The organism is Xylophilus sp. (assembly GCA_009914555.1).
In the GTDB taxonomy this organism is placed as follows: domain Bacteria; phylum Pseudomonadota; class Gammaproteobacteria; order Burkholderiales; family Burkholderiaceae_C; genus WNDY01.
On sequence record WNDY01000009.1, the window covers coordinates 69280 to 95302 of the forward strand.

The window sequence follows — 26023 nt, forward strand, 5'->3', positions numbered from 1 at the left end:
CTTTGTGCCCGTGCCGGAGCCGGTGGGCAGGTCTCCGCCGTGCTCACCGCGCGTCCTGGGTGGTGGCCCGCACGTCGAACGCGCCGCCGGTCAGTGCCTGGTCGCGCAGCGTCACGGGGGTCTTACCCGGCAGCAGCGGGAACACGAGTTCGGCGAAGCGGATCGCCTCCTCCAGGTGCGGATAGCCCGAGAGCACGAAGCTGTCCACGCCGAGGTCCGTGTACTCCTTCAGGCGCGCCGCGACCTCCTCGGCGCTGCCCACGAGCGCCGTGCCCGCGCCGCCGCGCACCAGGCCCACGCCGGCCCAGAGGTTGGGCCCCACCACGAGCCGGTCGCGCCGGCCGCCGTGCAGCGCGGCCATGCGGCTCTGGCCGACCGAGTCCATGCCCGCGTAGTTGCGCTGCGCGGCGGCGATGTCGTCGTCGGTCAGGTGACTGATGAGGCGGTCGGCGTCGGCCCAGGCCTCCTCGCTGGTCTCGCGCACGATCACGTGCAGCCGCACGCCGAAGCGGACGGTGCGGCCGTGTTTCGCGGCGCGCTCGCGCACGTCGGCGATCTTCTCGGCCACGGCCGCGGGCGGCTCGCCCCAGGTCAGGTAGGCGTCCACGTGCTTGGCGGCCAGCTCGTGCGCCGCGGGCGAGGAGCCTCCGAAGTAGAGCGGCGGATAGGGTTTCGTCACCGGCGCATGGAAGTTTTGCGCGCCGCGCACCTTCAGGTGCGTGCCGTCGAAATCGACCTTCTCGCCCTGCAGCAGCCGCCGCCAGATGCCGAGGAACTCGTCGCCGGCCGCGTAGCGCGCGTCGTGGTCGAGGAACACGCCGTCGGCCGCCAGCTCGGTCGCGTCGCCGCCGGGCACCACATTGAGCAGCAGCCGCCCCACGCCGAGCGCCTGGTCGAGCGTGGCCGCCTGCCGCGCCGAGGCCGTCGGCCCGCCGAGCGAAGTACGCAGCGCCACCAGCAGCTTGATGCGCCGCGTGACCGGCACCAGGCTCGCGGCCGTGACCCACGGGTCGAGGCACGAGCTGCCGGTGGGGATCAGCAGGCCGTCGTAGCCGAGGTTCTCCGACGTGACCGCGATCTGGCGCAGGTAGTCGTTGGTCGCGGGCCGGCCGAAGTCGGACTTGCCGAGGTAGCGCGTGTCGCCCGAGGTGGGCAGGAACCAGAAGATGTCGAGGCTCATGGATCGTTCCTTTCAACGGTTGCGCAGCCAGCGCACCCAGCGGTCGCCGGTGAACTGCACCAGCGTCACGAGCGCGATCAGCACGGCGATCACGATGACCATGACCTGCGTGTCGAAGCGCTGGTAGCCGTAGCGGATCGCCAAGTCGCCGAGCCCGCCCGCGCCGACGGCGCCGGCCATGGCCGAGGAACTGATGAGCGCCACCAGCGTGATCGTGAAGCCGCCGATGATGCCCGGCAGCGCCTCGGGCAGCAGCACGTGCCAGACGATGTGCCACTTGCGGCAGCCCATCGCCTGCGCCGCCTCGACGAGGCCCGGATCCACCGCGCGCAGGCTCACCTCGGCGATGCGCGCGAAGAACGGCGTGGCGCTGACCGCCAGCGGCACGATGGCGGCCCACACGCCGATGGTCGTGCCGGCCACGAGCCGCGTGAACGGGATCAGCGCGACCAGCAGCACGATGAACGGCGTGGCCCGGAAGCCGTTGACCACGCTGCCCACCACGCGGTGGATGCGCGGCGACGCGAGGAAGCTGCCCGGCGCGGTGACGATCAGCAGCACCGCCAGCGGGATGCCGGCGGCGAAGGCGATCGCGGCCGAGACGCCGACCATCGCCAGCGTGTCGGCGAACGCCTGGGTGTAGCGCTCAAGCGGAATGGTCAGCGCCAGCGACATGACCGATCACCTCGATGGAATGCGCGATGGCCTGCGGCCCCTGCGCGAGCGTTGCGAGATCCGGCAGCGCGGCGCTGCCGGGCACGGACAGCAGCAGGCGGCCCTGGGCATGGCCGCGGAGGCGGTCCACGCCGCCGTGCAGCAGCCGCACGGGGCTCTGCAGCGCCTGCGCGATGCGGGCGAAGTCCGGCTCCAGGCCGTCCGCGCCGGTATAGGACAGCCGCAGCACGCGCCGGTAGGGGCCGGCCGCGGGCGGCTCGGGCGCAAGCCGCTCCTGCAGGTCGTCGGGCAGGCCGTGCTGCAGCGGCGCGAGCAGCGCGCGCGTGGCCTCGTGCCGCGGCGCGCCGAACACCTGCCAGACCTCGCCCTGCTCGGCGATGCGGCCCTGCTCCAGCACCAGCACGCGGTCGGCGATCTCGCGGATGACGCTCATCTCGTGCGTGATGAGAATGATGGTGATGCCCAGGCGCCGGTTGATGTCGCGCAGCAGCGCGAGGATGGACTGCGTGGTCTCGGGGTCGAGCGCCGAGGTGGCCTCGTCGCACAGCAGGATCTCGGGGCCCGTGGCCAGCGCCCGCGCGATGCCCACGCGCTGCTTCTGCCCGCCCGAGAGCCGGGCCGGGTAGGCGTGCTGCTTGTCCTGCAGGCCCACGAGGGCCAGCAGCTCGGCCACGCGGCGCACGATCTCGGCGCGCGGCGTGCCGGCCACCCGCAGCGGCAGCGCCACGTTGTCGTGCACCGTCTTGGCCGACAGCAGGTTGAAGTGCTGGAAGATCATGCCGATGCGCCGCCGCAGCGCGACGAGTTCGCCTTCGGTGAACCGGCCGATGTCGGCGCCATCGACCAGCACGCGGCCCGACGTGGGCTGCTCCAGCCGGTTGATGGTGCGCAGCAGGCTCGACTTGCCGGCGCCGCTGCGGCCGATGATGCCGAAGATGCTGCCCGCCGGGATCTCCAGGCTGATGTCCTGCAGCGCCGCCACCGCGCCGGCGGAGGACGGGTAGACCTTGCCCACGCCCTCGAACGCCACCGTGCCGGTGCCCCCGGGGGCCGGGGCGGCCGCTGCGTCGCGGGCGCCGGCAGCGGCGGGCGCCGCCGTGCCTGCCGGCGCGCCCGGCCACGGCGCGCCGCGCAGTGCCGAAGGGGTATTCATCGCCGCCGCGCCTGCTTACTGCTTGGTCCAGGCCAGCGTATACAGGCGCTTGTCGTTCGAGAAGGCGCGCAGCGTATCGGCCTTGACCGCTTCCGAGTTCTGGTAGATGCGGATGAACTTCTGGATCACCGGGTCCTGCGTGCGGTTGGCCTTCACGACGAACTGAATGGCGAAGCGCGCGTCCTCGATGCCCGAGTAGGCCAGGCCGCTGGACGGGTCGAACGCCTTGGCCGCCACGATGAAGTGCGGGTACCCCTGCGCGATGTCCACGTCGGGCGTGATGCGCACCAGCTGCGGGCCTTCGACTTCGACGAAGCTGAGCTTCTTCGGGTTCTCGACGATATCGTTGATGGTGCCGAGGAAGCCCACGCCGGGCTTGAGCTTGATGAGCCCGACCTTCTGCAGCAGCAGGAGGCCGCGGCCCTGGTTCACCGGGTCGTTGGCGATGCCGACCTTGCCGCCCTGCGGCACCTCGGCCACCGTCTTGTGCTTGAGCGAATACAGGCCCACGTTGGCCAGGATGCCGGTGCCCGCGCTGGCGAGCTTGTAGCCGTTCTTCTGGATCGCGTTGTCGAGGAAGGGCTGATGCTGGAAGTAGTTGATGTCGAGGTCGCCCGAATCGACGGCCACGTTGGGCGTGGTCCAGTCGGTGAACTCGACCACCTCGACGTTGATGCCCTGGGCCTTGGCCTCCCTGGCGGCGACGGCCACCGAGTCGGCATAGGCGCCCGGCACGACGCCGATGCGCAGCTTGTCGGCCGCATGGGCGCCCAGCATGGCGAGGGCGAGGAGGGGGGCGATGAAGAAGGGACGGAGTTTCATGGTGTCGAAGGTTCCGATGGCAGACGAGGGCGAAAAAGGGCGGATGGCTACGGCTTGCCGCCGAGCCACGGCAGGCTGTAGAACTTGTCGTTGTTGGCGTAGGAGGCGCGGATGCGCTCGCGCACGGCGGGCGACTCCTGGTAGATGCGGATGAAGCGCAGCAGGCGCGGATCGTTGGCGTTGTCCTCGCGCGCGACGAAGTGGATGGCCCAGCGCGCGTCCTGCGCGTCGGTGTAGAGCAGGCCGTGGCGGTCGGCGATGTCGGCCTTGCCGGCGGCGACGTAGTGCGAGGTCACGCCCTGCGCGAGGTCCACGTCGTCGAGCGAGCGCACGAGCTGCGGCCCGTCGATCTCGATGAGCTTGAGCTTCTTCGGGTTGGCGACCACGTCGTCGAGCCGGCCCCTGTCGCCCACGCCGTCGCGCAGCCGCAGGAGCCCGGCGCGCTGCAGCAGCAGGAGTCCGCGGCCCTGGTTGGCCGGATCGCTGGCGATCGCGACGCGGGCGCCGTCCGGCAGGTCGGCGAAGCGCTTGTACTTGAGCGAGAACAGTCCTTGGTTGGGCAGCAGCCCCACGGCCACCGCCTTGAACTTGTAGTGCCGGTCCTTCACCGCGTTTTCGAGGAACGGCAGGTGCTGGAAGTAGTTGGCGTCGAGGTCGCCGGCTTCGAGCGCCGTGTTCGGGCCGGTCCATTCGGTGAACTCGACGACCTTCACCTCCAGGCCCTGCTTGCGGGCCTCGGCGGCGGCGGTCTCGACCGAGTCGGCGATGGCGCCGGGCGTGACGCCGATGCGCAGCGGCTGCTGCTGCGGCGGAGTCTGCGCGGCGGCCGTGCCGAACAGCAGCGCGGCCAGGGTGGACAGCAGGAGGCGGGAGAGTGTCATGGCAGTGTGTCGCAGAGGGGAAGGAGGATCAGGCGGAGCGCCGGAACGCCGCGGCCGCATGGCGCGCCGGCAGCCGGTCGCCCTCGCCGAACAGGCGGCTGCGCAGCGTGCCTTCGGCATAGGCGGTCTTGTAGACGCCGCGGTGCTGCAGCTCGGGCACGACGAGGTCGACGAAGCCCTCGTAGCTCTCGGGCACGACGGTGCGGCTGAGGTTGAAGCCGTCGATGCCGGTGTCGGCGATCCAGCCCTGCAGTTCGTCGGCCACCTGCTGCGCGTCGCCGACGATGGCGGGGTAGCGGCCGCCGAGCTCGAACAGCTCCAGCAGCTTGCGGCGCGTCCAGCCGTGCTGCTGCGCCGTGCGCGTGGCCGACTCGATGGCGTTGCCCGGCGAATAGTCCACCGGCGCGTCGAGGTCGTAGCGCGCGAAGTCGATGCCGGTGCTGGCGGCGAAGTGGGCCAGGCCTGCCTCGCGGCTCGCATGGGCCCGGTAGTCGGCGTATTTCTCGCGCGCCTCGGCCCCGGTGCGGCCGGCGACCACGGCCGTGCCCATGAAGACCTTGATGTCGCCGGGCGCCCGGCCCGCGGCCACGAGCTGTTCGCGCAGCGCCTGCACGGTCCTGCGCGCGGCCTCCTTCGTCGGCGGCGAGATGAACACGCATTCGGCATGGCGCGCCGCGAACCGCTGGCCGCGACCCGAACTGCCGGCCTGGAACAGCACCGGCGTGCGCTGCGGCGACGGCTCGGCCAGGTGGTAGCCCTCGACGTCGAAGTACCTGCCGTGGTGGACGACCTTGTGCACGCGCGCCGGATCGGTGAAGACGCGCTCGGCCTTGTCGCGGCGCACGGCACCGTCCTCCCAGCTGCCTTCCCAGAGCTGGTAGAGCACGTCGAGGTACTCGTCGGCGCGGTCGTAGCGCTCGTCGTGCGCAATCTGTTCCTTCAGGCCCATGGCGCGCGCGGCACTGTCGAGGTAGCCGGTGACCACGTTCCAGCCGATGCGGCCATGGGTCAGATGGTCGAGCGTCGAGAAGCGCCGCGCCAGCAGGTAGGGCTGCTCGTAGGTCAGGTTGACCGTCACGCCGAAGCCCAGATGCCGGGTGGCGGCCGCCATGGCCGAGACCAGCACGATGGGGTCGTTGACCGGCAGCTGGATCGACTCGCGCAGCGTCACGTCCACGTTGCCCTGGTAGACGTCGTAGACGCCCACGATGTCGGCGATGAACAGGCCGTCGAACAGGCCGCGCTCCAGCGTGCGGGCCAGGCCGGTCCAGTACGGCAGCGTGCGGTAGTCGGCCGAGCGGTCGCGCGGATGCGTCCACAGCCCGTGGTTGATGTGGCCCACGCAGTTCATGTTGAACGCGTTGAGCAGGATCTGCTGCCTGCCCTCGGCCATCACAGGGCCCCGTGCCGCGGCGGCAGGCGGTCGTTGAGGTAAAAGTTGCCCACGGCGTGGTATTTCCAGCGCACCGGGTCGTGCAGCGTGTGGGTGCGCGCGTTGCGCCAGAAGCGGTCCAGGCCCTGCTGGCCCAGCGTGGCGGCGGTGCCGCCGAGTTCGAACAGGCGCGTGCCGGCGTCGAGCGACGCGGTCGTGGTCAGCGCGCGCGCCTCGGCCACGGCGATGGACGCCTCGGCCACGCTGCGCTCGTCCGGCGCGGCCTGGGCCGCGTCGAGGTACCGGCCGGCGCGGCGCACCAGCGCCTCGGCGGCGCGGATGCGCACGGCGATGTCGCCGACCTGCTGGATCAGCAGCGGATCCTGCGCGGCGCGCTCGACCTTGGCGTCGATCCACGGCCGGGCATGCTCGCGCACGAACGGCAGCGTGGCGGCGAACGCGCCGCGCGCCTGGCCCAGGTCGATGGCTGCGTGCAGGATCTGCGCGAACGGGCCGATGGTCGTCGGCCGCTCGAACGAGGCGAGGAAGGGCACGACCCAGTCGGCCTCGACGCGCACGTTGTCGAACGCGACCGAGCCGCTGCCGGTCACGCGCTGGCCGAAACCGTCCCAGTCGTCGGTGATCGTGACGCCCGGCGCGCTGCGCGGCACGAAGGCGAGCCAGGTCACTTCGCGCTCGCCCTCCAGGGCGGTGACCAGCGTCGGGATCCAGTGCGCGAACAGTGCGCCGGTGCAGTAGAACTTCTGGCCGTGCAGGCGCCAGCCGCCGTCGCCGTCGGGCTCGATGCGGGTGCGGCGCCTGAAGTCCTTGTGGCCGATCTCGGCCAGCGCGTTGCCGAAGCGCTCCCCCGCGAGCACGCGGCCGTAGAAGAAGCGCTTCTGCGCCTCGCTGCCGCCCACGCGCAGCACTTCGAGCGCGTAGTAGTGGTTCTGCGGGATCTGGCAGAGCGAGCCGTCGGCCGTGCCGATGGTGGCGACCACCTCGGCCAGCGTGCCGGCCGACACGCCGGGGCCGCCGTATTCGCGCGGGATGGTGATGGCCCAGAGGCCGCTGGCGACGAAGGCGTCGAGTTCGTCCCAGGGCAGGATGCGGTCGCGGTCGCGCTGCGCGGCGTCGGGCGCGAAGGCATCGGCCAGCCGGTGCGCGGCGGCGATGGCGGCGGCATCGTCGGCCAGGCGGTCGGGCGTGCGCGCCGGCGGCGCGGCGGGCGCGGGCTGCGGGTTCGTTGTCGTGGTCGTCATGGCGGCGGATGCGGGCTCAGTTCCACGAATGGCGGGCGGGCAGCACGCCGTTGAGGTGGTAGGTGCCGATGAGGTGCGATTTCCAGCGCACCGGGTCGTGCAGCGTGTGCACGCGCGCGTTGCGCCAGTGGCGGTCGAGGTTGTGGGCCGCGCGGGTGGCGGCCGAGCCGGCCAGCTCGAACAGCTTCTCGCCGGCTTCGAGCGCGATGCGCGTGGTGAGCACCTTGGCCTCGGCCACGGCGACCGAGGCGCGGGCGCTGTCCTCGGCCGAAATGGCGGGCAGCGCGGCGATCGCGTCGAGTGTGCGGCCGGTCTCCAGCAGCACCTCGTGGGCGGCATGCAGGTCGATCTCCAGGCGGCCGACGTCGGCGATGATGTACGGATCGTCATGGGCATGGGCCACGCCCGAATCGACCCACGGCCGCGCGCGTTCGCGCACGAAGCGGATCGCGTCGTCCACTGCGGCCTGGGCCAGGCCCTGGTCGATGGCGGCCTGCACCAGCTGCGAATTGGGGCCGAACAGGCCGGGCCGGTCGGCCAGCTGCCACAGGGGCAGCACGTCGTCGGCCTCGACGGGCACGCCGTCGAACACCACGGTGCCGCTGGCGGTGGTGCGCTGGCCGAAGGCGTCCCAGTCGTCGACGACGGCGAGGCCCAGCGCCTCGCGCGGCACCCAGACCTGCACCGCGCGGCCGTCGTCGTCGGTGGCGCGCGTGGGAATGCGGTGGGCGAACAGCGCGCCGGTCGAATAGAAGCGCGTGCCGGTCAGCCGCAGCCCTTCGGCGGTCCGGCGCAGCCGCGTGGCGCCCTGCACGATGGTGGGCGCCGCGGCCGACTTGCGCTCGGGCCCGCCGTTGCCCAGGCGCCGGCCGGCCAGCACCTCGCCGTAGAACCGCGCCTTCTGCGCCGGCGAGCCGATCTCGCGCAGCACGCCGAGCAGGCCGAAGTGGTTCTGCGGGATCTGGCCGAGCGAGCCGTCGGCCGCACTGAGGATCACAAACACCTCGGCCAGCGTGGCATACGACACGTCGGCGCCGCCGTATTCGCGCGGCACGGTGATGGCGCCCAGGCCGCTGGCCGACCACTGGTCGAGCTGGTCCCACGGCAGGACGCGGTCGCGGTCGCGCGCGGCGGCGCCGGGCGCGAATGACGCGGCCAGCGCCCGCGCGGCCGCGATCGCCTCGGCGTCGCTGGCGATGCGGGCTGGTGGCGGGGGTATGGCCGGGTAGCGCTCGTCTGGCGGGCGGTGTGAAGTCATGGAGCTGGGGGTATGTGGAGGGAGGAACACCGGCGCGATGTCGGCGCGCGCGGCCTGGTGCGCGGCGAGGCGGATGACGGGCGGCGGCGCGGGACGGCGGCGACCGTCATGGCCGGGCGGGACGGCGGTCGGCGGGCGCGCGCCGGGGGCGGAGGGTAGGCATCGGCCGATTGCATCGTGCGGCCCCCGCGGGAGCCCACGAATTTTTCTGACGATGCTTAGTTGCTGGCGGCCTTGCCAAGCCCGCAGCGGCGTGCCAGCCGCAGGCGCGAAGCCGTCTTCCCTCGGGCCGCGCGGTGCAGATGCGTCCCGGGCGCCCGGGCCTGTGCCGCGAGCGGTGTTGGATGGCGCACAGTCTGCGCGCCGCGCTGTTGCCCGGTGGTCAGCGCCTGTCCTGGCAGGAGGGCTACTTCACCAGCCGCAGCGTGAACGGGTAGCGGTAGGCCTCGCCGTTGCCGGCCTTGATGGTGGCGATGATGGTCAGCACCACCCAGCCGATGCCGATGACGATGGCCAGCGGCACGGCCAGCAGGACGCCGAAGCCGAAGGTCACGAGCGTGATCAGGAACAGCACCACGCCGGCCAGCGCCAGCGTGATGTTAAAGTTGAGCGCCTCCTTCGCATGCGCGGCGGCGAAGGGCAGGGTGTCCTTCTTGACCAGCCAGAAGATCAGCGGCCCGACCACGGCGCCCAGGTCGGCGGTGAACACGCCGGTGAAGGCCGACAGGTGGGCGAACAGCGCCCACTGGCGTTCATCGCTGCCGGGGACGCCGGCCGCAGCCGGCGCGGGCACGGCGGGCGCAGCGGGCGGGTCGAACGCGGCGCCGCGGTTGTTGTCGGATTCGCTCATGGAGGCTCCTGCTGTGGCTGGTATGGGCCGGGACGAAAGGCGTATGGGTGGGAGGGCGGCCCGGCCGGCCGGGCCGCCCTCCGCGGCGCATCGTAGGCAGAGTGCGTGGCCGAGGGAAGCCTGCCGTGTACCTGTCGCTAGAAGCGCCGCGCATATGCTCAGCGTTCGGGCCTACACTACCGCGATGATCCGCTGGCTTATCGTCGTCTTCCTCGCGCTGCTGCTCATCAACGGCCTCACGCCCTGGCTGCAGCGCCTGGGGTTCGGGCGGCTGCCGGGGGACTTCCGCTTCCGCCTGTTCGGGCGCGAATGCTTCATTCCGCTGACCACCACCGTGCTGCTGAGCCTGCTGGCGGGGGTGATTTCGAAGGTGATCTAGGACGAGGAGACGTCGCGAATGATGAAGGCCTGTATCGATATCGGCGGCACGAAAGTCGCAGTCAGCCTGGCGGCCCACGAGCCGCGCTGGCGGCGCAGCGAGCCCACGGCCAGGGAGGGCGACGACGGCGCGCTGGCGCGGCAGGTGATCCGGCTGGTGGACGAGGCCTGCGCCGAGGCCGGCGTCGATCCGCGCGCGGTGCGCGAGGCCGGCGTGTCGTCCTGCGGACCCTTCGTCATCGAGGACGGCCTGATCGCCCTGGCCGCGCCCAACATCTGCGGCGGTCTGGCCGGCCCGGGGCGCGGCCTGCCCAACGACTGGACCCGGGCGCCGCTGGAGGCGCCGCTGCGCGCGCGCTTCGCCGCGCTGCGCGTCGAGAACGACGGCGTGGCCGCGCTGGAGGCCGAGCGCCGCTGGGGCGCGCTGCGCGGGCTGGACCACTGCGCCTACGTGACCTGGAGCACCGGCGTGGGCATGGGCCTGTGCGTGGACGGCCGCATCCTGCGCGGCAAGAACGGCAACGCCGGCCACGGCGGCCACATGTTCGTGAGCGACGACGCCACCGGCGCGCTCTGCGGCTGCGGCAACTACGGCGACGTCGAGGCGCTGGTCGCCGGCAGCGCGATCGGCCGGCGCGCCGCGGCGTCGGGCCACGGCTGGAAGGATGCGCGGGGCCTGTTCGAGGCCGCCGAGGCCGGCGATGCCGAGGCGACGGCCGTGGTCGACGAAGCCTGCCGGGTGCTGGGCCGCGCGCTCTACAACACCGTGGCCCTGCTGGACCTGCAGGCCATCAGCCTGGGCGGCAGCGTGTTCTGGCACCACCGCGACTTCCTGCTGCCGCGGCTGCAGGCGCAGGTCGCGGACCACCTGCCGCCGCTGACCGCCGGCGTGCGGCTGCTGCCGGCCGGACTCGGCGAGCGGGTCGGGGACTTCGCGGCGCTGGCCCTGGTGGTATAAGGGTATGTGCTGGAAGCCGGCGAGGATCGCAGGCTCTGACATGGTAATGGTGGGGGTATATGATCCCCCCGCCGGGCGCCTGCTACAGACGGATACGGCGGCGCCCCGGACCGGCGCTACCGTGCGCCCCGACCCTCCAGGAGACCGACCATGACGACCGCACCGCATCCCTCCCTTCGCCGGCGCCCGGCCGGCCTGCGCATGACCGCGGCGGCCGTGCTGGTGCTGGCCGTCGCCCTGGTGCCCGCGGTGCCGGGCCATGCGGCGTCGCAGGCGCCGGTGGCGGCCGAGAACGGCATGGTCGTCACCGCGCAGCACCTCGCGTCCCAGGTCGGCGTGGAGATCCTGGAGCGCGGCGGCAACGCCATCGACGCGGCCGTGGCCGTGGGCTATGCGCTCGCGGTCGTCTACCCGGCCGCGGGCAACCTGGGCGGCGGCGGCTTCATGACGGTGCAACTGGCCGACGGCCGCCGCACCTTCCTCGACTTCCGCGAGAAGGCGCCGCTTGGCGCCACGGCCGCCATGTACCTGGGCAAGGACGGCAACGTCGTCAAAGGCCTGAGCACGCGCGGCCACCTGGCCGTGGGCGTGCCGGGCACGGTGGCCGGGCTCGAATACGCGCGCGCCAAGTACGGCACCCAGCCGCGGCCCGCGCTGATCGCGCCAACCATCACGCTGGCCGACCGCGGCTTCACGCTCGACCAGGGCGACGTCGACATGTTCGCCACCGCGACGGAGGACCTGCGGCGCGACCCGGCCTCCGCGGCGATCTTTTTGAAGAACGGCGGCGCGCCGTACAAGGTGGGCGACACGCTGGTGCAGAAGGACCTGGCGCGCACGCTGCGCACCATCGCGCGCCACGGCAACGACGGCTTCTACAAGGGGCCGGTGGCCGAGGCCCTCGTCGCGTCGAGCCGCGCCGGCAGGGGCCTCATCACCCAGGCCGACCTGGACCAGTACGCGGTGCGCGAACTGCCGCCGGTCGAATGCGACTACCGCGGCTACAAGGTCGTCTCGGCGCCGCCGCCCAGCTCCGGGGGCGTGGCCATCTGCGAGATCCTCAACATCCTCGAAGGCTATCCGCTCAAGGAGTGGGGCTGGGGTGCGGCGCAGGGCGTGCACTACCAGATCGAGGCCATGCGCCACGCGTATGTGGACCGCAACAGCTACCTCGGCGACCCGGACTTCGTGAAGAACCCGCTGCCGCGCCTGCTCGACAAGGGCTACGCCGCGCAGATCCGCGCCGCCATCGCGCCCGACCGCGCCGGCGTGTCCGAAGAGATCAAGCCCGGCGTGGCGCCGCACGAGGGCAGCAACACCACCCACTACTCGATCGCCGACAAGTGGGGCAATGCCGTCTCGGTCACCTATACGTTGAACGACTGGTTCGGCGCCCGCGTCACGGCCGAGGGCACCGGCGTGCTGCTCAATGACGAGATGGACGACTTCACCGCCAAGGTCGGCGTGCCCAACCTCTACGGCCTGGTGCAGGGCGAGGCCAACGCGATCGCGCCGGGCAAGCGGCCGCTGTCGTCGATGAGCCCGACCATCGTCGACGGCAGGGACGGCAAGCCGCTGCTCGTGCTCGGCACGCCGGGCGGCAGCCGCATCATCACGGCCGTGCTGCTGACCATCCTCAACGTGGTGGACTACGGCATGAACGTGCAGGAGGCGGTCGATGCGCCGCGCTTCCACCAGCAGTGGCTGCCGGACGTGACCAACGTCGAGCCCTATGCCCTATCGCCCGACACCCGCCGGCTGCTGACCGACTGGGGCCACAAGCTCGGCGCGCCGCAGCCGGCCAACCATCTCTCGGCGATCCTGATCGGTGCGCCGTCGCTCGGCGGCAAGCCGGTGGACGGCAACCGCTTCTATGGCGCCAACGATCCGCGGCGCAACAGCGGTCTGGCTTTGGGGTTCTGAACGGCTGGTTACCTGCAAAAGCGCAAGCTGGGGTGGATTTGCCGCCCTTTCCTCCACAATGGCCCGACCCCTCGGGTTCGACAATGCCATCGAGAGGAGCTTTCATGGACCTGCAATACCAGCTGCGTTCCGGCAGCTATTACCTGTACGACCTGCGGGATGCGCCGAGCACGGTGACCGGCGAGCGGCGATTCCGGCTCAAGACCGACAACGTCGCCATCGCGTTCGACCTGCACACCGGGCAGGTCCACCAGCACGGCAGCCCCGCGCGCATCCAGTCGTGGGCCAGTCACACCCGCCGCCGCCTGCGCGCCGCGGGTGCGCTGGACGAGGCCAACGGCATCGTCGTCGTCTCCGGCCCGTTGCCGGTCGACGAGATCAACAACTGCCTGCGCATCAGCGGCTACTGCCGCCGCATGTTCCGACGCCTGGCAACGCTGCCGCACGGCAAGCTGCAGGCGGCGACGGCAAGGGCTTGATGTAGGAGTATAGGGCTGCTGCGCCTAAAAATGGCGCGCTATGGAGCATTAGGGTGGGGGGTATGTAATCATCCCTCCTTTTCCAAAGGGTCGAGGGCGACCGACCCCATATGAGGGCGAGGCGCCAAAATCCGGCGCGGCCGAGGCCAGCAGACCCGCGCAAGGGCCGCCCGCAGCGCCGGGGCGCTCGGCCCCGTCCATGCCCGCGCGGGCGGGCATGCAGCCGCGGTTCTCGCCCCCTTCCCGCATCGCGCAGCAATGCGAAGAGAAGGGGGAAGCGGCACAGCCGCTCGGGGGGATGCTCTAAAAATCCACCAGGCTGAAACCCACGCTCAGCACGTTGCGCTTGCGGTTGTAGTCGATCAGGCTGTCGCCATAGCCGGTGAAGAACTGGGTGTGCAGCCGCAGGCTGGTGCGGTTGTTGACCGCGCGGCCCAGGGTCTGCATCCATTCCAGCCGCACGGATCCGCGGCCTGGGTTGCCGGCCAGCGCGGTGCGCACGGTGGCGGCCAGGCTGTTGTCGCGGTCGTAGTTCCAGGCGGCGCGCACCTCGGCCCGGCCGATGGTGTTGCTGATGCCCGGGTTGTCGTCGTTGTCGGCGCTCTCGTGCAGGCGCTTCCAGATTCGGGCCTGCAGCGTCCACTTGTTGCCCAGTTCGGCGCCGGTCATCAGGTAGACGCGGTTCCAGCTGCGCGACAGCGGCAGGCTCTGGCCGTTGGACTGGTGCACCAAGCCGATACCGCTGTAACGCCAGCGCCAGCCGAAAGGCAGCTGCGCCTCGGTCGGGTAGACGTACATCACCTCGGGTTCGTAGTCGGTCGCGCGGAACGGGCGCGAAAGCTGCGGCGTGAACACCTGCCAGTACGACTGCTGCGTGTAGCCGAACCACAGCGAATCCTGCCGCGTCGGGTCGCCCTGCGTGAGCAGGCCCTGGGCCAGCTTGGTGCGCACGGAGAACTGGATGCGCGTCTCGGTGTGGCGGTAGTCGGTGCTGCTGGTGGCGTCGTGGCCGCTGGCGTCGGACGTGAGCTGGCGGTTGACCACGTCGCCGCGCACCAGCGACAGCGTGATCGGCCGGTAGCTGCGCAGGCCGAAGGTGCCGCAGTCGGTGGCCTTCTCCAGTTCCCAGGCGCGCGACAGGTCGGAATACTGCCGGTCGTGACAGCCCTCGGATTCGGCCACGCCGATGATGCGGGTGGCCGGCAGCGTGGTGTCGACCGGCTTGGGCGGCTCATTGCCGGCGTCGACCGCGGCCGATGCCGCAGTGGCCTGCGGCGTGTCGCGCCCCTGCCAGGCCTGCTGGCCGGCCCACTGGTCGAAGCAGGCCAGGCGGGCGTCCTTGTCGGAGGTGATGGCCGCACAGCGCTGCCATGCGACGCCGGGCGCGGCGGCGGCCTGGACCGCGGGCTGGGCGTGGGTCGACGGCGAAAGGAGCGCGGCAAAGAGGGCCGCAGCGCTCACCGCAGCCTTCGTGCTTCGCACCACGGTGCGAGCCCCTTCGGGCGGGCGGGCGGTGCTCAGGGCTCCAGTTTGCGCAGGGTGAAGCCGGGGCTGCGGCTGGGGTCGTCGGGCTCGTCGGTCCATGTTCCGGTGATCTCCTTGCCGCAAGACGGCATGGTCACCTGGCCGATCCAGGTGCCGCTGATGTGGGTGCCGTCGGCGGATTCTTCGAGCGTGAATTCTCCGTGATTGACGTCGCCGGCAAGTAGGACAGGACGCGGACTTGGCGCGCGTGCGGCAACGGCGTCACCCCGTTCGACCTCGCCGCGCACGCTGGCGGCGAGTTCCGGGTGCTGCCAGAGCTTGAGGATGCGCGGTGCGCGGCCGTCGGCGAAGGTGGCCTGCCAGCGGCCGATCAGCTCGCGCTGGGTCACGTCGTCGGCGGCCGGGCAGGGCGCCTGCGCCGCGGCGATGCCGGCCCAGGCCAGCAGGATCGTCAGGCCGGCGGCCCTGCCTGCAAAGGAAGTCATGCGGACGGAGCCCCGGACGCCGCCTTGGCTTCGGCCGCCTTGCGCGCGAACTCGGCGCGCAGCGCCTTGAGCTTCTCGCGCGGGTCTTCGCGCGCGGTGGACTGGTCGAGCGCCATCTCGGCGATGAAGCGGCTCCGCTGGGCCGGCACCATCTCGCGGCCCTTCTTGCGCTTTCGCGTCCAGCTCACGGACAGCGTGCGCTGGGCGCGCGTGATGCCCACGTACATCAGGCGGCGCTCCTCCTGCAGCCGGGCGGCGGTCTCGTCGCTGACCTTCTGCTGGCGGCCTTCCTCGTCGTCGAGCTTGAACGGCAGCAGCCCCTCGGTCACGCCGACCAGCATCACGTGCGGCCATTCGAGGCCCTTGGACGCGTGCAGCGTCGAGAGCGTGACCACGTCCTGGTCCTGCTCGCGCTCGCTGATCGTGGACAGCAGCGAGACGGTCTGCGCCACCTCGCGCAGGCTCTTGGTCTCGCCCGGCGCGGCGGCCGCGTCGGCGCCCGAGGCGTCGGCGAGCTGGCCGCCGGCGCGCTGGCTCATCCAGTCGCAGAACTCCAGCACGTTGTTCCAGCGCGCGGCCGCCACCTTCTCGCTGTCCTCGCCGGCGTAGAGGTGCTGCTCGTAGCCGATCTCCCCCAGCCAGTCCATGAGGAAGGCGCGCGAACTCTCGGCGCCCAGGGTGTGGCGGGCGCGGTATTCCAGGTCGTTCACGTAGCGGCCGAACTCGTGCAGGCCCGCGAGCGCCTTGGCCGGCACCACGCTCGGCAGCATGGCGTTGAACAGCGCGGCAAACAGGCTCTGGCGGTTCTGCTGCGCGAATTCGCCGAGCCTGCCGAGCGTGGTGTGGCCGATGCCGCGCTTGGGTACCGTCACCGCGCGCAGGAAGGCCGGGTCGTCGTCGTTGTTGATCCACAGGCGGAACCAGGCGCACAGGTCGCGGATCTCGGCGCGGTCGAAGAAGCTGGTGCCGCCCGAGACCTTGTAGGGCACGTTGGCGCGCCGCAGCGCCTTTTCGAACGGCTTGGCCTGGTGGTTGGCCCGGTAGAGGATGGCGAAGTCGCGCCAGTCCTTCCACTGCGACGAGGCCCGCAGGCCCAGGATGCGGGCGACGGCGCGCTCGGCCTCGTGCTCTTCGCTGTCGGCATCGACCACGCGCACCGGCTCGCCTTCGCCCAGTTCGGAAAACAGCGTCTTCGGGAACAGCTTCGGGTTGGGTCCGATCACGTTGTTGGCCGCGCGCAGGATCGCGCTGGTGGAGCGGTAGTTCTGCTCCAGCTTGATGACCTTGAGCGTCGGGAAGTCGACCGGCAGCTTCTTCAGGTTGTCCAGCGTGGCGCCGCGCCAGCCGTAGATGCTCTGGTCGTCGTCGCCCACGGCGGTGAAGCGCGCGCGCGCGCCGGCGATGAGCTTGAACAGCTCGTACTGGGTGGCATTCGTGTCCTGGTACTCGTCCACCAGCACGTGGCCGAGCATGGACTGCCACTTCTCGCGTACGGCGGGGAAGTCGCGCAGCAGCTTCAGCGGCAGGCTGATCAGGTCGTCGAAATCGACGCTCTGGTAGGCGGTCAGGCGTTCCTCGTAGCGCGCCATGACCTGGGCGACGATGCGCTCGTTGTCGTCCGCAGCCTGGGCCAGGGCCTCCTGGGCATTGAAGCCCATGTTCTTCCACTTGCTGATCAGCCACTGCCACTGGCGCGCGGTGGCCGCGTCGGCCGTGCCGCTGGCGGCGTCCTTGAGGATGCCGGTCACGTCGTCGGCGTCGAGGATGCTGAACTGGGGCTTCAGGCCCAGCACCGCGCCGTCCTCGCGCATGATGCGCACGCCCAGGGCGTGGAAGGTGCAGACCACCACGTCCTTGGCCTTGCGGCCGATCAGCCCCTTGGCCCGCTCGCGCATCTCGGCGGCGGCCTTGTTGGTGAAGGTGATGGCCGCGATGCGCCTGGGCTCCAGCCCGGCTTCGATCAGCCGGCCGATCTTGTGGGTGATGACCCGCGTCTTGCCCGAACCTGCGCCGGCCAGCACCAGGGCGGGGCCGCCGATGTAGTGGACGGCTTCGAGCTGGGCGAGGTTCAGGCCGGCGGACATCGCGGATCGGTTCGGGTCGGAACGGGCAAAGCTGCGAATCATACCTGCCTGCTGCGCCGGACGGCCCGCTGCGGGAGAATGCCGCCCGTGCTTGCCATCCTCGCCGCCACCTTCCCCTTCTTCGCGCTCGTCGCCGCCGGCTATGCCGCCGCCCGCCGCGGCCTGCTGCCCCCGGCGGCCATTCCCGGGCTCAACGCTTTCGTGCTGTATTTCGCACTGCCGTGCCTGCTGTTTCGCTTTGGCGCGAACACGCCGATCGGCCAGCTGCTCGACGGCAGCGCCGCCGGCGTCTACCTGTCCTGCGGCCTGGCGATGGTCGCGCTGGCGCTGGCCTGGCTGCGGCGCTGTGGGATCGGCTGGAACGATGCGGCCTTCGCCGCGCTGGTCTGCGCCTTTCCGAATACCGGCTTCATGGGCGTGCCGCTGGTGGTGGCGCTGCTGGGCGCGGCAGCGGCCGGGCCGGTGATCCTGACGATGGTGGTCGACATGGTCGTCACCTCGTCGCTGTGCATCGCGCTGTCGCGGCTCGACGGCGGCGGCAGTCCGGTCCGGGCGCTGCGGCGCGTGCTGCACGGCATGCTGGTCAATCCGATGCCGTGGTCCATCGCGCTCGGCGCCACCGTGTCCGTCCTGCGGCTGGCGTTGCCCGGCCCGGTCGCCCGCACCGTCGGCCTGCTGGCCGACGCGGCCTCGCCGGTGGCGCTGTTCACCATCGGCGCGGTGCTGGCACGCTCGCAGATGAACAGCCACGAGCGCGTGCCGGCGCGCGACTACGTGCCGCTGGCGCTGGCCAAGCTGCTGCTGCATCCGCTGCTGGTCTGGGCCGCGGGCCATGCGACCATCGCCGCCGGCCTGCCGCTGAGCCGGTTCGCGCTGCATGCGCTGGTGCTGGCGGCGGCGCTGCCGGCGGCGAGCAACGTGTCGCTGCTGGCCGAGCGCTTCGGCGCGCACACCGGGCGCGTGGCGCGGATCATCCTGGTGTCGACCGTGCTGGCGTTCTTCACCTTCTCGGCGGCCGTGGCGCTGCTGGCTGGCTGAGCCCGCCGCCGCCTGCGAATGCCACGCCGGCGCGATTTCCCGCGGGTCCACCGCGCCATCGAGGTCAGATGCTCAGCGGATCCACATCCACCGCCCAGCGGATCAGCCCGCGGTGGGCCGGCGCCGCGCGCGTGGCCGCCAGTACTGCCTGCCAGGCGGTCAGAAAGCGCTGCAGCGCTGCCCGCGAAGGGCTTTCGACCAGCATCTGGGCGCGCTCGATGTCGGCCACCCGCTGGATGGCCATCGGCACCGCCGGGTAGCAGGTGACCCGCTCGGCGCCCGGCAGCTGCGGCGCCGCGGCTGCGGCGTCCTGCAGGAAGGCCTGGGCGGCCTCCTGCGTGCGGGCCTCGGCGCGCACCAGCGCCTGGAAGCCGAACGGGGGCATGGCGGCCATCTCGCGGTCGGCCAGTTCCTGCGCGGCGAAGGCCGGGTAGTCGTGGCGGCGCAGCGCGGCGAACAGGCTGTGCTGCGGATGGAAGGTCTGTACCCAGAGTTCGGCCTGCGCCTGCTGCGCCGCCACGAAAGCGGCGTCGCGCCCCGCCCGGCCGCCCGCCTGCATCAGGAGCGCGAACAGCCGCTCGGGCGCGCGGAAGTCGCTGGAGAACAGCGCGCCGTCCGGGTTGACCGCGGCCACCAGCGTGATGCGGCGGAAGTCGTGCCCCTTGGCCACCATCTGGGTGCCGACCAGCACGTCAACGCTGCCGTCGTGCACCGCGGCCAACTGCTGCTCCAGCGCGCCCTTGACGCGCGTGCTGTCGGCGTCGATGCGCACTATACAGGCAGGGGTTCCATTTGGCCGTGCACAATCGGCGAACGCTTCGGCTATATACTCCTCGATGCGCTCGGTGCCGCGGCCGAGCGGTGCGATGTCCGGGTTGCCGCAGGCCGGGCAGGCGCGCGGCACCGGCTCGGTGAAGCCGCAGTGGTGGCAGCGCAGCGTGCGGTCGATCTTGTGGAAGACGCGGTAGGCGCTGCAGTGCGGGCATTCGCTCTTCCAGCCGCAGTCGCCGCAGTGCAGCACCGGCGCATAGCCGCGGCGATTCAGCAGGATGAGCGACTGCTCGCCGCGCGCGATGCGCTCGCGCAAAGCGCCCAGCAGCGGAGCCGACAGCACGGTGCCGCGCGGCTGCTGGTTCATGTCCACCAGCTTGACGCGCGGCAGCGCGCCGGCACCGATGCGGCTGGGCATGACGAGCCGCCGGTAGCGCCCGCCCGCGTCACCCGTGGCGGCATCGGGCGGACGGCTCTGGTACCAGCTCTCCAGCGACGGCGTGGCCGAGCCGAGAATCACGCGCGCCGCCTCGCTGTGGCCGCGCCAGACGGCCAGGTCGCGCGCCGAGTAGCGGGCACCCTCCTGCTGCTTGTAGCTCGGGTCGTGCTCCTCGTCGACCACGATGAGCCTCAGGCGCGGCAGCGACGCGAACACCGCCATGCGCGTGCCGAGCACGATGCGCGCTGCGCCCGCGTGGGCCGCGAGCCAGCTGCGCAGGCGTTGCGGGTTCGTCATGCCGCTGTGCAGCGAGACGACGGCCGCGGCGCCAAAGCGCGCGGCGAAGCGCTGCTCCAGCTGGGGCGTGAGGTTGATCTCCGGCACCATGACCAGCGCCTGCGCGTCGGGGTCGGCCGCGAGCAGCGACTGCACGCTTTGCAGGTAGACCTCGGTCTTGCCGCTGCCGGTGGCGCCGAACAGCAGGAACGGGCCATTGCCCTCGGCCAGGGCTTGCAGCGCCGCGGCCTGCTCGGGCGTCGGCTCCAGCGGCGCGGGCGGGGGCGCGCCGCCGCCCGCGCCGCCGTCGCGCCTGAGCCGGCGCGCCAGCTGGGCCGTGCTGAGTTCGCGCAGCTGCGGCGGCAGCGCGGCCAGCGCGACCTCGCCGGGCGCGCGCTGGTAGTAGCGCGCGGCGAACGAGACGAGCGCGCGCCAGGCCGCGCCCAGCGGCGCCAGGCCGTCGAGCACGCCGGCCACGTCGCGCATGGCGATGCTGCCATCGGCCGTGTCCGCCGGCGCCTGGTCGCCGTCCCAGACCACGCCCAGCACCTCGCGCCGCCCGAACGGCACGCGCACCAGCGTGCCCGGCGGCAGGGGCCGGGCGCTGCGGTAGGTCAGCAGCCCGGCCAGGGCGCTGTGGGCCGGCGTGGGTACCGCGACGGGGAGCAGGACGGACATGGTGGTCGAAAGTGCGGAGTCAGCGGCGGCTGCTGTTCAGGCGGCCTGGGCAAAAGCCGCCGCAAGTACTTGTCAGGCCGGGCTTTCAGCGGGAAAAGAGCGAATTTCTGTGGATAACTTTGTTGATAGCGCGAGAGCTTCTCCACTGCGGCTGTCCAGCAGTCAAGCACCCGGTGTGCAGGTTTTTCATGTGGTTCAAACAAATGGCGAGTGAAATCAACGGGTTGCAATCCGATCAGAAAGTGCGGCGCCAGCTTTGGGGCGTATCTGCCTGTCGCATCCGTTGCACCGCCCGTGTGCATAAGTGCGCCCGCGCTCCTGCCGGCCTGCCGGTCCGGCAACGCGAAAGATGCCAATTCACCTTCCAAATCTTTGCTAACGCCTTGATTTTTCAGCAATCCAGCCGCCAGACGCCGAGCCTGTGGATAACTTTGTTGATAGAAGGGCCTGAAACCGCCGCCAAGCCGTGCCCGCCAAGGCTTGGCGGCCCTCGGCGCACACATCGGCCGCGGCACGGATCCTTTTGAAATCAACGGTTTACGTGCGAGCCGGCCAGCGCACCCGCCGCGCCGGCTGGTGCGCTGCAACATGGAGCGCCGCCGCGTGTTTTGTGCATAAGTCAAGAGCTGTTTGATCTGAGCCTACTCAGCCGCGGCGCAGCGCCCGCGAATGGCTGTGCACCGCCTCGACCAGTGCGGCCACGTGCTCCGGCGGGGTGTACTGGCTGATGCCGTGGCCCAGGTTGAAGATGTGGGTCGGCCCGATCGTTGCGGGGTCGGTGTGCGGCGCGCCGAAGCGGTCGAGCACGCGGCGGGCCTCCTCGGCCACGCGCGCGGGCGGGGCGAACAGCACGTTCGGGTCCAGGTTGCCCTGCAGCGCCTTGCCGGGGCCGCCGGCGGAGCCGCCGACGCGCGCGCGGGCGGCGCCCAGGTCCACCGTCCAGTCCAGGCCCAGCACCTCGCAGTCCAGCTGTTCGGCCATGGCGTCGAGCCAGAGGCCGCCGCCCTTGGTGAAGACGATGCGCGGCACGTCCTGGCCGTCGTCGCCGGTGCGGCGCAGCTGCGCCAGGACGCGGCGGGTGTAGGCCAGGCTGAATGCCTGGAAGGCGCCGTCGGCCAGCACGCCGCCCCAGCTGTCGAAGACCATCACCGCCTGCGCGCCGGCGGCGATCTGCGCGTTGAGGTAGGCGGCCACGGCGTCGGCGTTGATCGCGAGGATGCGGTGCAGCAGGTCGGGCCGGCTGTAGAGCATGGTCTTGATGAGCCGGTAGTCGCTGGAGCCCGCGCCCTCCACCATATAGCAGGCCAGCGTCCACGGGCTGCCCGAGAAGCCGATCAGCGGCACGCGGCCGTTGAGCGCCGTGCGGATCGAGGTGACGGCATCGAACACGTAGCGCAGTTTTTCGGGATCGGGCACGGCCAGTGCAGCCACGGCGGCCTCGTCGCGCACCGGGTGGGCGAAGCGCGGGCCTTCGCCGGCGGCGAACGACAGGCCCAGGCCCATGGCGTCGGGCACGGTGAGGATGTCGCTGAAGAGGATGGCGGCGTCGAGCGGGTAGCGCGCGAGCGGCTGCAGGGTGACCTCGGTGGCGTAATCCACATGGGTCGCCAGGCCCATAAAGCTGCCGGCCTTCGCGCGCGTGGCCACGTATTCCGGCAGGTAGCGGCCGGCCTGACGCATCAGCCAGACAGGGGTGTGGTCGGTGGCTTGGCGGCGGCACGCGCGCAGGAAGCTGTCGTTGAGCAGGGGGGCGAAGGACATGGGACGGCGGCTCGTGGAGGCGGGAAAGACTGACGGGAAACGGCGCGGCCGGCCGCGCTGCGGTGCGCACGCGGTGTCCGGCACCGACGCCGGAAGGCGCGGGCAGTGTACCGGAGGGCCGGCGCGGCAGCGCCGCGAGCCGGTCCCGCCGCAGGGCCCGCAGTGGCCGTGGCCCCTGTCGGGTACCCACACTGTCAGAATATAAATGAATATCATTACGGCCCTCTGCGTGCCGCGCCGTTCCGGCCCGCGGCCCCTTCTCCACAACGCCATACCACAGTAAAAACATGCGTTCCCTCCCCCTTCCCCGCTCGCTGCCCCTCTCGCCGCTGGCTGCGGCCGCCGCGCTCGCGCTGTGCACTGCTGCGGCCCATGCGGCCGATGCGACCCTGTCGGAAGTCCAGGTGGTCGGCACGGCCGAGCAGGAGCTCAAGCAGGCGCCGGGCGTCTCGGTCATCACGGCCGAGGACATCGAGAAGCGTCCGCCGGCCAACGACCTCGCCGAGACCATCCGCACCCAGCCCGGCGTGAACCTCACGGGCAACTCCACCAGCGGCCAGCGCGGCAACAACCGGCAGATCGACATCCGCGGCATGGGGCCGGAGAACACGCTGGTGCTTATCGACGGCAGGCCCGTGACCAGCCGCAACTCGGTGCGCTACGGCTGGCGCGGCGAGCGCGACACCCGCGGCGACACCAACTGGGTGCCGGCCGAGGAGGTCGAGCGCATCGAGGTGATCCGCGGCCCGGCCGCCGCGCGCTACGGCAACGGCGCGGCCGGCGGCGTGGTCAACATCATCACCAAGGGGCCGGCCAAGGAGACGCACGGCTCCATCACCTTCTACGCCAACCAGCCGACGCACTCGGCCGACGGCAAGACGCGCCGCACTACGTTCGACCTCGGCGGCCCGCTCGGCGAGGACTTCTCCTACCGCCTTTACGGCAACGTCAACAAGACCGACGCCGACGCCGCCGACATCAACAAGGACCACGCCTACACGCGCACCGGCACGCAGGCCGGGTCCTACCCGGCTGGCCGCGAGGGCGTGCGCAACCGCGACCTCGCGGGCCGCCTGAGCTGGCGCCTGGGAGGCGGCCACACGCTGGACCTGGACGCAGGCTTCAGCCGCCAGGGCAACATCTACGCGGGCAACACGCAGAACACCAACAGCAACACGCTGGTCACGAGCCTGGTGGGCGCCGAGACCAACCGCATGTACCGCGAGAATTTCGCCCTGACGCACAAGGGCAAGTACGACTTCGGCACATCGCTGTCGTACCTGCAGTACACGAGTACCCGCAACACCCGCTACAACGAGGGGCTGGCCGGCGGCGTGGAGGGCATCTTCTGCACCTTCACGAGCGTTTACTGCATGCTCGGCACCGGCATCAGCACGGCGCGGCTGAAGGACTACACGCTGCACTCCGAGGTCAACGTGCCGAGCCGCGTCGGCGGCTACAGCCAAGTGTTCACGCTCGGCGCGGAGGCTGTGCACTCCACGCTGACCGACCCCAACTCGCTGTCGCTGTCCACGAGCAGCGCGGGCGCGATCACCGGCGTCTCGGCCACCGGCCGCGACACAGGAACATCCGGCACCATCCTCTCGGTGTTCGCCGAGGACAACATCGGCCTGAGCGACAGCCTGATCCTCACGCCCGGCCTGCGCTTCGACCACCACACCCAGTCCGGCAGCAACTGGAGCCCAGCGCTCAACCTCTCGAAGGTCCTCGCCGAGAACTGGACCGTCAAGGCCGGCATTGCGCGCGCCTACAAGGCGCCCAACCTGTACCAGTCCAACCCCAACTACGTCCTCTACAGCGCCGGCCAGGGCTGCTGGGGCGGCACCGGCAGCTACGGCTGCTACCTCCTGGGCAACAGCAGCCTCAAGCCCGAGACCAGCGTCAACAAGGAGCTCGGCATCGAGTACCGCAACGGTGGCCTGCTCGCCGGCCTGACTTGGTTCCGCAACGACTACCGCAACAAGATTGACGCGGGCCAGAGCGTCACCGGCACCACCGGCTCCTCCTGGATCTACCAGTGGACCAACGTCCCGCGCGCGCTGGTACAGGGCTTCGAGGGCACCTTCAAGCTGCCGCTGTCGCGCACCGTGGACTGGTCCAACAACTTCACCTACATGACCGACTCGGTCAACAAGACCACGGGCGAGGTGCTGTCGATCATCCCGAAATACACCCTCAACTCTACGCTCGAATGGCGGGCGACCGGCCAGCTCGGCCTGCAGGCGACGGTGACGGCCTACGGCCGGCAGAAGCCCAAGAAATACGATTTCTACGGCAACCTCGCCACCGGCACCGCCACCGCCGAGCGCGCGCCCTACGCGCTGGTCGGCGTGAGCGGCAACTACCGCATCAGCAAGAACCTGCGCCTGACCGCCGGCATCAGCAACCTGTTCGACAAGCGGCTCTACCGGCGCGGCAACACCCAGACCGTCAACAACATCCCCGGCGCCGGCGCCGAAACCTACAACGAGCCCGGCAGGGCGTTCTACGCCTCGCTGACCGCCTCGTTCTGACCGCGCCGGCCGGGTCCCTGCCCCGGGGCTATGGATGACGCACCCCCGTCGCGGGACGTTACGCGGTGAAACGCCGGCCGGCCGGCGCCGCGCGACGATCCGCCCACCATGGACCGGCATGCCGTCAACCCCGCCATCGAGCAGCTCACCCACAAGAACATTGAGGCGCTGCTCTGCCATGAAGAAAAACGCCGGCACCGCAAGCCGCGCAGCCACCGCATCGTCAGCAGCATCGCCCGCTGGTGCGGCACCCTCGGATTCTTCTGGGTCAACCTGGCGTTCTTCGTCGCCTGGATCGGCTGGAACTTAGGGCCGTGGGCCTTCGACCCGTACCCGTTCACCTTCCTGATCACCACCGTCTCGCTAGAGGCGATCTTCCTGTCGATCTTCATCCTGATCAGCCAGAACCTCGACGCGGTGGAAAGTGAGCGGCGCCACCACCTGGACCTGCAGATCAACCTGCTCAACGAGCGAGAGACGACCGCGCTGATGCGGCTGATGACCGAGGTCGCGGCCAGGGTCGGCGTCGATGACCGGTTGCTGGAAGAGGTGAACGCGCTGGCGCGCGACACCGACCCCGAGGCGGTGCTCAACCAGATCGTCAAGGCCGAGCACGAACATGCCAAGCGCTAGACTTTTTTCCCGTTTCCGGAGGGCCGCTTGAGCCCTCCCGTCGCCTTCCCCCACGGCCCCGCCGTGCCCGCCCTGGGCCTGGGCTCCTGGCACATCGGCGAAGGTCGTCGGCCGGTCGCACAGGAGATCGCCGCGCTCCAGGCTGGCCTGGACGCCGGCCTGCGCCTGATCGACACGGCCGAGATGTATGGCGACGGCCGCTCCGAGGAACTCATCGGCCGCGCCGTCGCCGGCCGGCGCGACGAGGTCTTCCTCGTCTCCAAGGTCTATCCGCACCACGCGACGGCCGAGGCGCCGCTGCGCCGGGCGCTGACGCAGAGCCTGACGCGCCTGGGCACCGGCCGGCTGGACCTGTATGATCTTGCCCCTGATTTACGGACACCTATCTAAGCGACATTGGCCAGCTCGTACTGCTCTGGGCTGAGGTAGCCCAGGGTCGAGTGCAGCCGGATCCGATTGTAGTCAACCTCAATGTAGTCAAACACATGAGCCTTGGCCTGCTCCCGTGTGGCGAGGTGTTCACCATGGATGGCCTCGACCTTCAGACTGTGGTTCCAACTCTCCATTGCTGCGTTGTCGTAGCAGTTGCCTCTGGCACTCATGCTGGCGATCAAAGCGTATTGCTCCAACAGGGCGCGGTGCTCGCGC

Annotated in this window: 23 protein-coding genes and 1 pseudogene; 9 read left to right on the forward strand and 15 right to left on the reverse strand. The window is 70.9% G+C overall.

Going from position 1 to position 26023, the window contains the following annotated elements; translation table 11 throughout:
* Positions 1–43: 43 nt before the first annotated feature.
* The 9 genes from ssuD to GAK38_RS07120 all read right to left on the reverse strand — a co-directional run bounded on the left by ssuD (position 44) and on the right by GAK38_RS07120 (position 9453).
* Positions 44–1180: an FMNH2-dependent alkanesulfonate monooxygenase gene (ssuD, locus tag GAK38_RS07080; RefSeq protein ID WP_325342688.1), complete on the reverse strand. Its 1137-nt coding sequence runs from the start codon at positions 1178–1180 to the stop codon at positions 44–46.
* Positions 1181–1192: 12 nt separating this feature from the next.
* Positions 1193–1855: a methionine ABC transporter permease gene (locus GAK38_RS07085; protein WP_325342689.1), complete on the reverse strand. Its 663-nt coding sequence runs from the start codon at positions 1853–1855 to the stop codon at positions 1193–1195.
* A complete protein-coding gene (locus GAK38_RS07090; RefSeq protein ID WP_325342691.1) occupies positions 1827–3008 on the reverse strand; it encodes a methionine ABC transporter ATP-binding protein in 1182 nt (393 codons plus the stop codon). Before GAK38_RS07090 ends, GAK38_RS07085 begins: the two co-directional genes overlap by 29 nt.
* A gap of 15 nt (positions 3009–3023) precedes the next feature.
* Entirely contained in the window at positions 3024–3830 is an 807-nt protein-coding gene (locus GAK38_RS07095) for a MetQ/NlpA family ABC transporter substrate-binding protein (RefSeq protein WP_325342693.1), read from the reverse strand.
* A 47-nt stretch (positions 3831–3877) separates the two neighbouring features.
* Positions 3878–4711: a MetQ/NlpA family ABC transporter substrate-binding protein gene (locus GAK38_RS07100; RefSeq protein ID WP_325342695.1), complete on the reverse strand. Its 834-nt coding sequence runs from the start codon at positions 4709–4711 to the stop codon at positions 3878–3880.
* 28 nt (positions 4712–4739) lie between these two features.
* Positions 4740–6104: an LLM class flavin-dependent oxidoreductase gene (locus tag GAK38_RS07105; protein ID WP_325342697.1), complete on the reverse strand. Its 1365-nt coding sequence runs from the start codon at positions 6102–6104 to the stop codon at positions 4740–4742.
* Positions 6104–7345, reverse strand: a complete 1242-nt coding sequence (locus GAK38_RS07110) for an SfnB family sulfur acquisition oxidoreductase (protein ID WP_325342699.1) — start codon at positions 7343–7345, stop codon at positions 6104–6106. Before GAK38_RS07110 ends, GAK38_RS07105 begins: the two co-directional genes overlap by 1 nt.
* 16 nt (positions 7346–7361) lie before the next feature.
* Positions 7362–8603, reverse strand: coding sequence for an SfnB family sulfur acquisition oxidoreductase (locus GAK38_RS07115; protein WP_325342701.1), 1242 nt, complete (start codon positions 8601–8603; stop codon positions 7362–7364).
* Between the two features lie 406 nt (positions 8604–9009).
* The gene (locus GAK38_RS07120) at positions 9010–9453 is read right to left on the reverse strand and encodes a DUF4870 domain-containing protein (RefSeq protein ID WP_325342703.1); all 444 of its coding nucleotides are present in this window, start codon (positions 9451–9453) and stop codon (positions 9010–9012) included.
* A 184-nt stretch (positions 9454–9637) separates the two neighbouring features.
* Here GAK38_RS07120 and GAK38_RS07125 point away from each other — a divergent pair, with 184 nt between their 5' ends.
* From GAK38_RS07125 to GAK38_RS07140, 4 genes are all read left to right on the forward strand, one after another.
* Positions 9638–9832 carry a DUF2905 domain-containing protein gene (locus GAK38_RS07125; protein WP_325342705.1) on the forward strand — a complete coding sequence of 65 codons (195 nt, stop codon included), beginning with the start codon at positions 9638–9640 and terminating at the stop codon, positions 9830–9832.
* Between the two features lie 21 nt (positions 9833–9853).
* Complete coding sequence (locus tag GAK38_RS07130) at positions 9854–10789, forward strand: ROK family protein (RefSeq protein ID WP_325342733.1); 936 nt, start codon at positions 9854–9856, stop codon at positions 10787–10789.
* A gap of 201 nt (positions 10790–10990) precedes the next feature.
* Positions 10991–12712, forward strand: coding sequence for a gamma-glutamyltransferase (gene ggt, locus GAK38_RS07135; protein ID WP_325342735.1), 1722 nt, complete (start codon positions 10991–10993; stop codon positions 12710–12712).
* A gap of 104 nt (positions 12713–12816) precedes the next feature.
* A complete protein-coding gene (locus GAK38_RS07140; protein WP_325342707.1) occupies positions 12817–13191 on the forward strand; it encodes a hypothetical protein in 375 nt (124 codons plus the stop codon).
* A gap of 303 nt (positions 13192–13494) precedes the next feature.
* Here GAK38_RS07140 and GAK38_RS07145 read toward each other — a convergent pair whose 3' ends face one another.
* The 3 genes from GAK38_RS07145 to GAK38_RS07155 are packed head-to-tail and all read right to left on the reverse strand — an operon-like array spanning position 13495 to position 17245.
* The gene (locus GAK38_RS07145; RefSeq protein WP_325342709.1) at positions 13495–14775 is read right to left on the reverse strand and encodes a phospholipase A; all 1281 of its coding nucleotides are present in this window, start codon (positions 14773–14775) and stop codon (positions 13495–13497) included.
* A complete protein-coding gene (locus GAK38_RS07150; protein WP_325342711.1) occupies positions 14709–15161 on the reverse strand; it encodes a hypothetical protein in 453 nt (150 codons plus the stop codon). The genes GAK38_RS07145 and GAK38_RS07150 overlap by 67 nt, the downstream gene beginning before the upstream one ends.
* Positions 15158–17245: an ATP-dependent helicase gene (locus GAK38_RS07155; RefSeq protein ID WP_325342713.1), complete on the reverse strand. Its 2088-nt coding sequence runs from the start codon at positions 17243–17245 to the stop codon at positions 15158–15160. The genes GAK38_RS07150 and GAK38_RS07155 overlap by 4 nt, the downstream gene beginning before the upstream one ends.
* A 78-nt stretch (positions 17246–17323) precedes the next feature.
* Here GAK38_RS07155 and GAK38_RS07160 point away from each other — a divergent pair, with 78 nt between their 5' ends.
* A complete protein-coding gene (locus GAK38_RS07160) occupies positions 17324–18283 on the forward strand; it encodes an AEC family transporter (RefSeq protein ID WP_443089172.1) in 960 nt (319 codons plus the stop codon).
* Positions 18284–18347: 64 nt separating this feature from the next.
* Here GAK38_RS07160 and priA read toward each other — a convergent pair whose 3' ends face one another.
* Positions 18348–20447, reverse strand: coding sequence for a replication restart helicase PriA (gene priA, locus GAK38_RS07165; protein WP_325342717.1), 2100 nt, complete (start codon positions 20445–20447; stop codon positions 18348–18350).
* Between priA and GAK38_RS07170 the strand changes: the two genes are divergently transcribed.
* The gene (locus tag GAK38_RS07170; protein ID WP_325342719.1) at positions 20446–20661 is read left to right on the forward strand and encodes a hypothetical protein; all 216 of its coding nucleotides are present in this window, start codon (positions 20446–20448) and stop codon (positions 20659–20661) included. The genes priA and GAK38_RS07170 overlap by 2 nt on opposite strands.
* Positions 20662–21092: 431 nt before the next feature.
* Here the strand turns inward: GAK38_RS07170 and hemE are convergent, their stop codons facing one another.
* Entirely contained in the window at positions 21093–22208 is a 1116-nt protein-coding gene (gene hemE / locus GAK38_RS07175) for a uroporphyrinogen decarboxylase (protein WP_325342721.1), read from the reverse strand.
* Between the two features lie 287 nt (positions 22209–22495).
* On the opposite strand from hemE, the gene GAK38_RS07180 reads away from it, so the two are divergent.
* From GAK38_RS07180 to GAK38_RS07190, 3 genes and pseudogenes are all read left to right on the forward strand, one after another.
* Positions 22496–24742 (forward strand): TonB-dependent siderophore receptor, encoded by a 2247-nt coding sequence (locus tag GAK38_RS07180; RefSeq protein ID WP_325342723.1) that lies wholly within the window; start codon positions 22496–22498, stop codon positions 24740–24742.
* A gap of 108 nt (positions 24743–24850) precedes the next feature.
* Entirely contained in the window at positions 24851–25375 is a 525-nt protein-coding gene (locus tag GAK38_RS07185) for a DUF1003 domain-containing protein (RefSeq protein ID WP_325342725.1), read from the forward strand.
* A 27-nt stretch (positions 25376–25402) separates the two neighbouring features.
* Positions 25403–25732, forward strand: a pseudogene (locus GAK38_RS07190) (aldo/keto reductase); the annotation flags it as partial.
* Between the two features lie 29 nt (positions 25733–25761).
* Here the strand turns inward: GAK38_RS07190 and GAK38_RS07195 are convergent.
* Positions 25762–26023 (reverse strand): IS3 family transposase (locus GAK38_RS07195; RefSeq protein ID WP_291774508.1); only part of this gene is annotated, 262 nt, incomplete at its 5' end.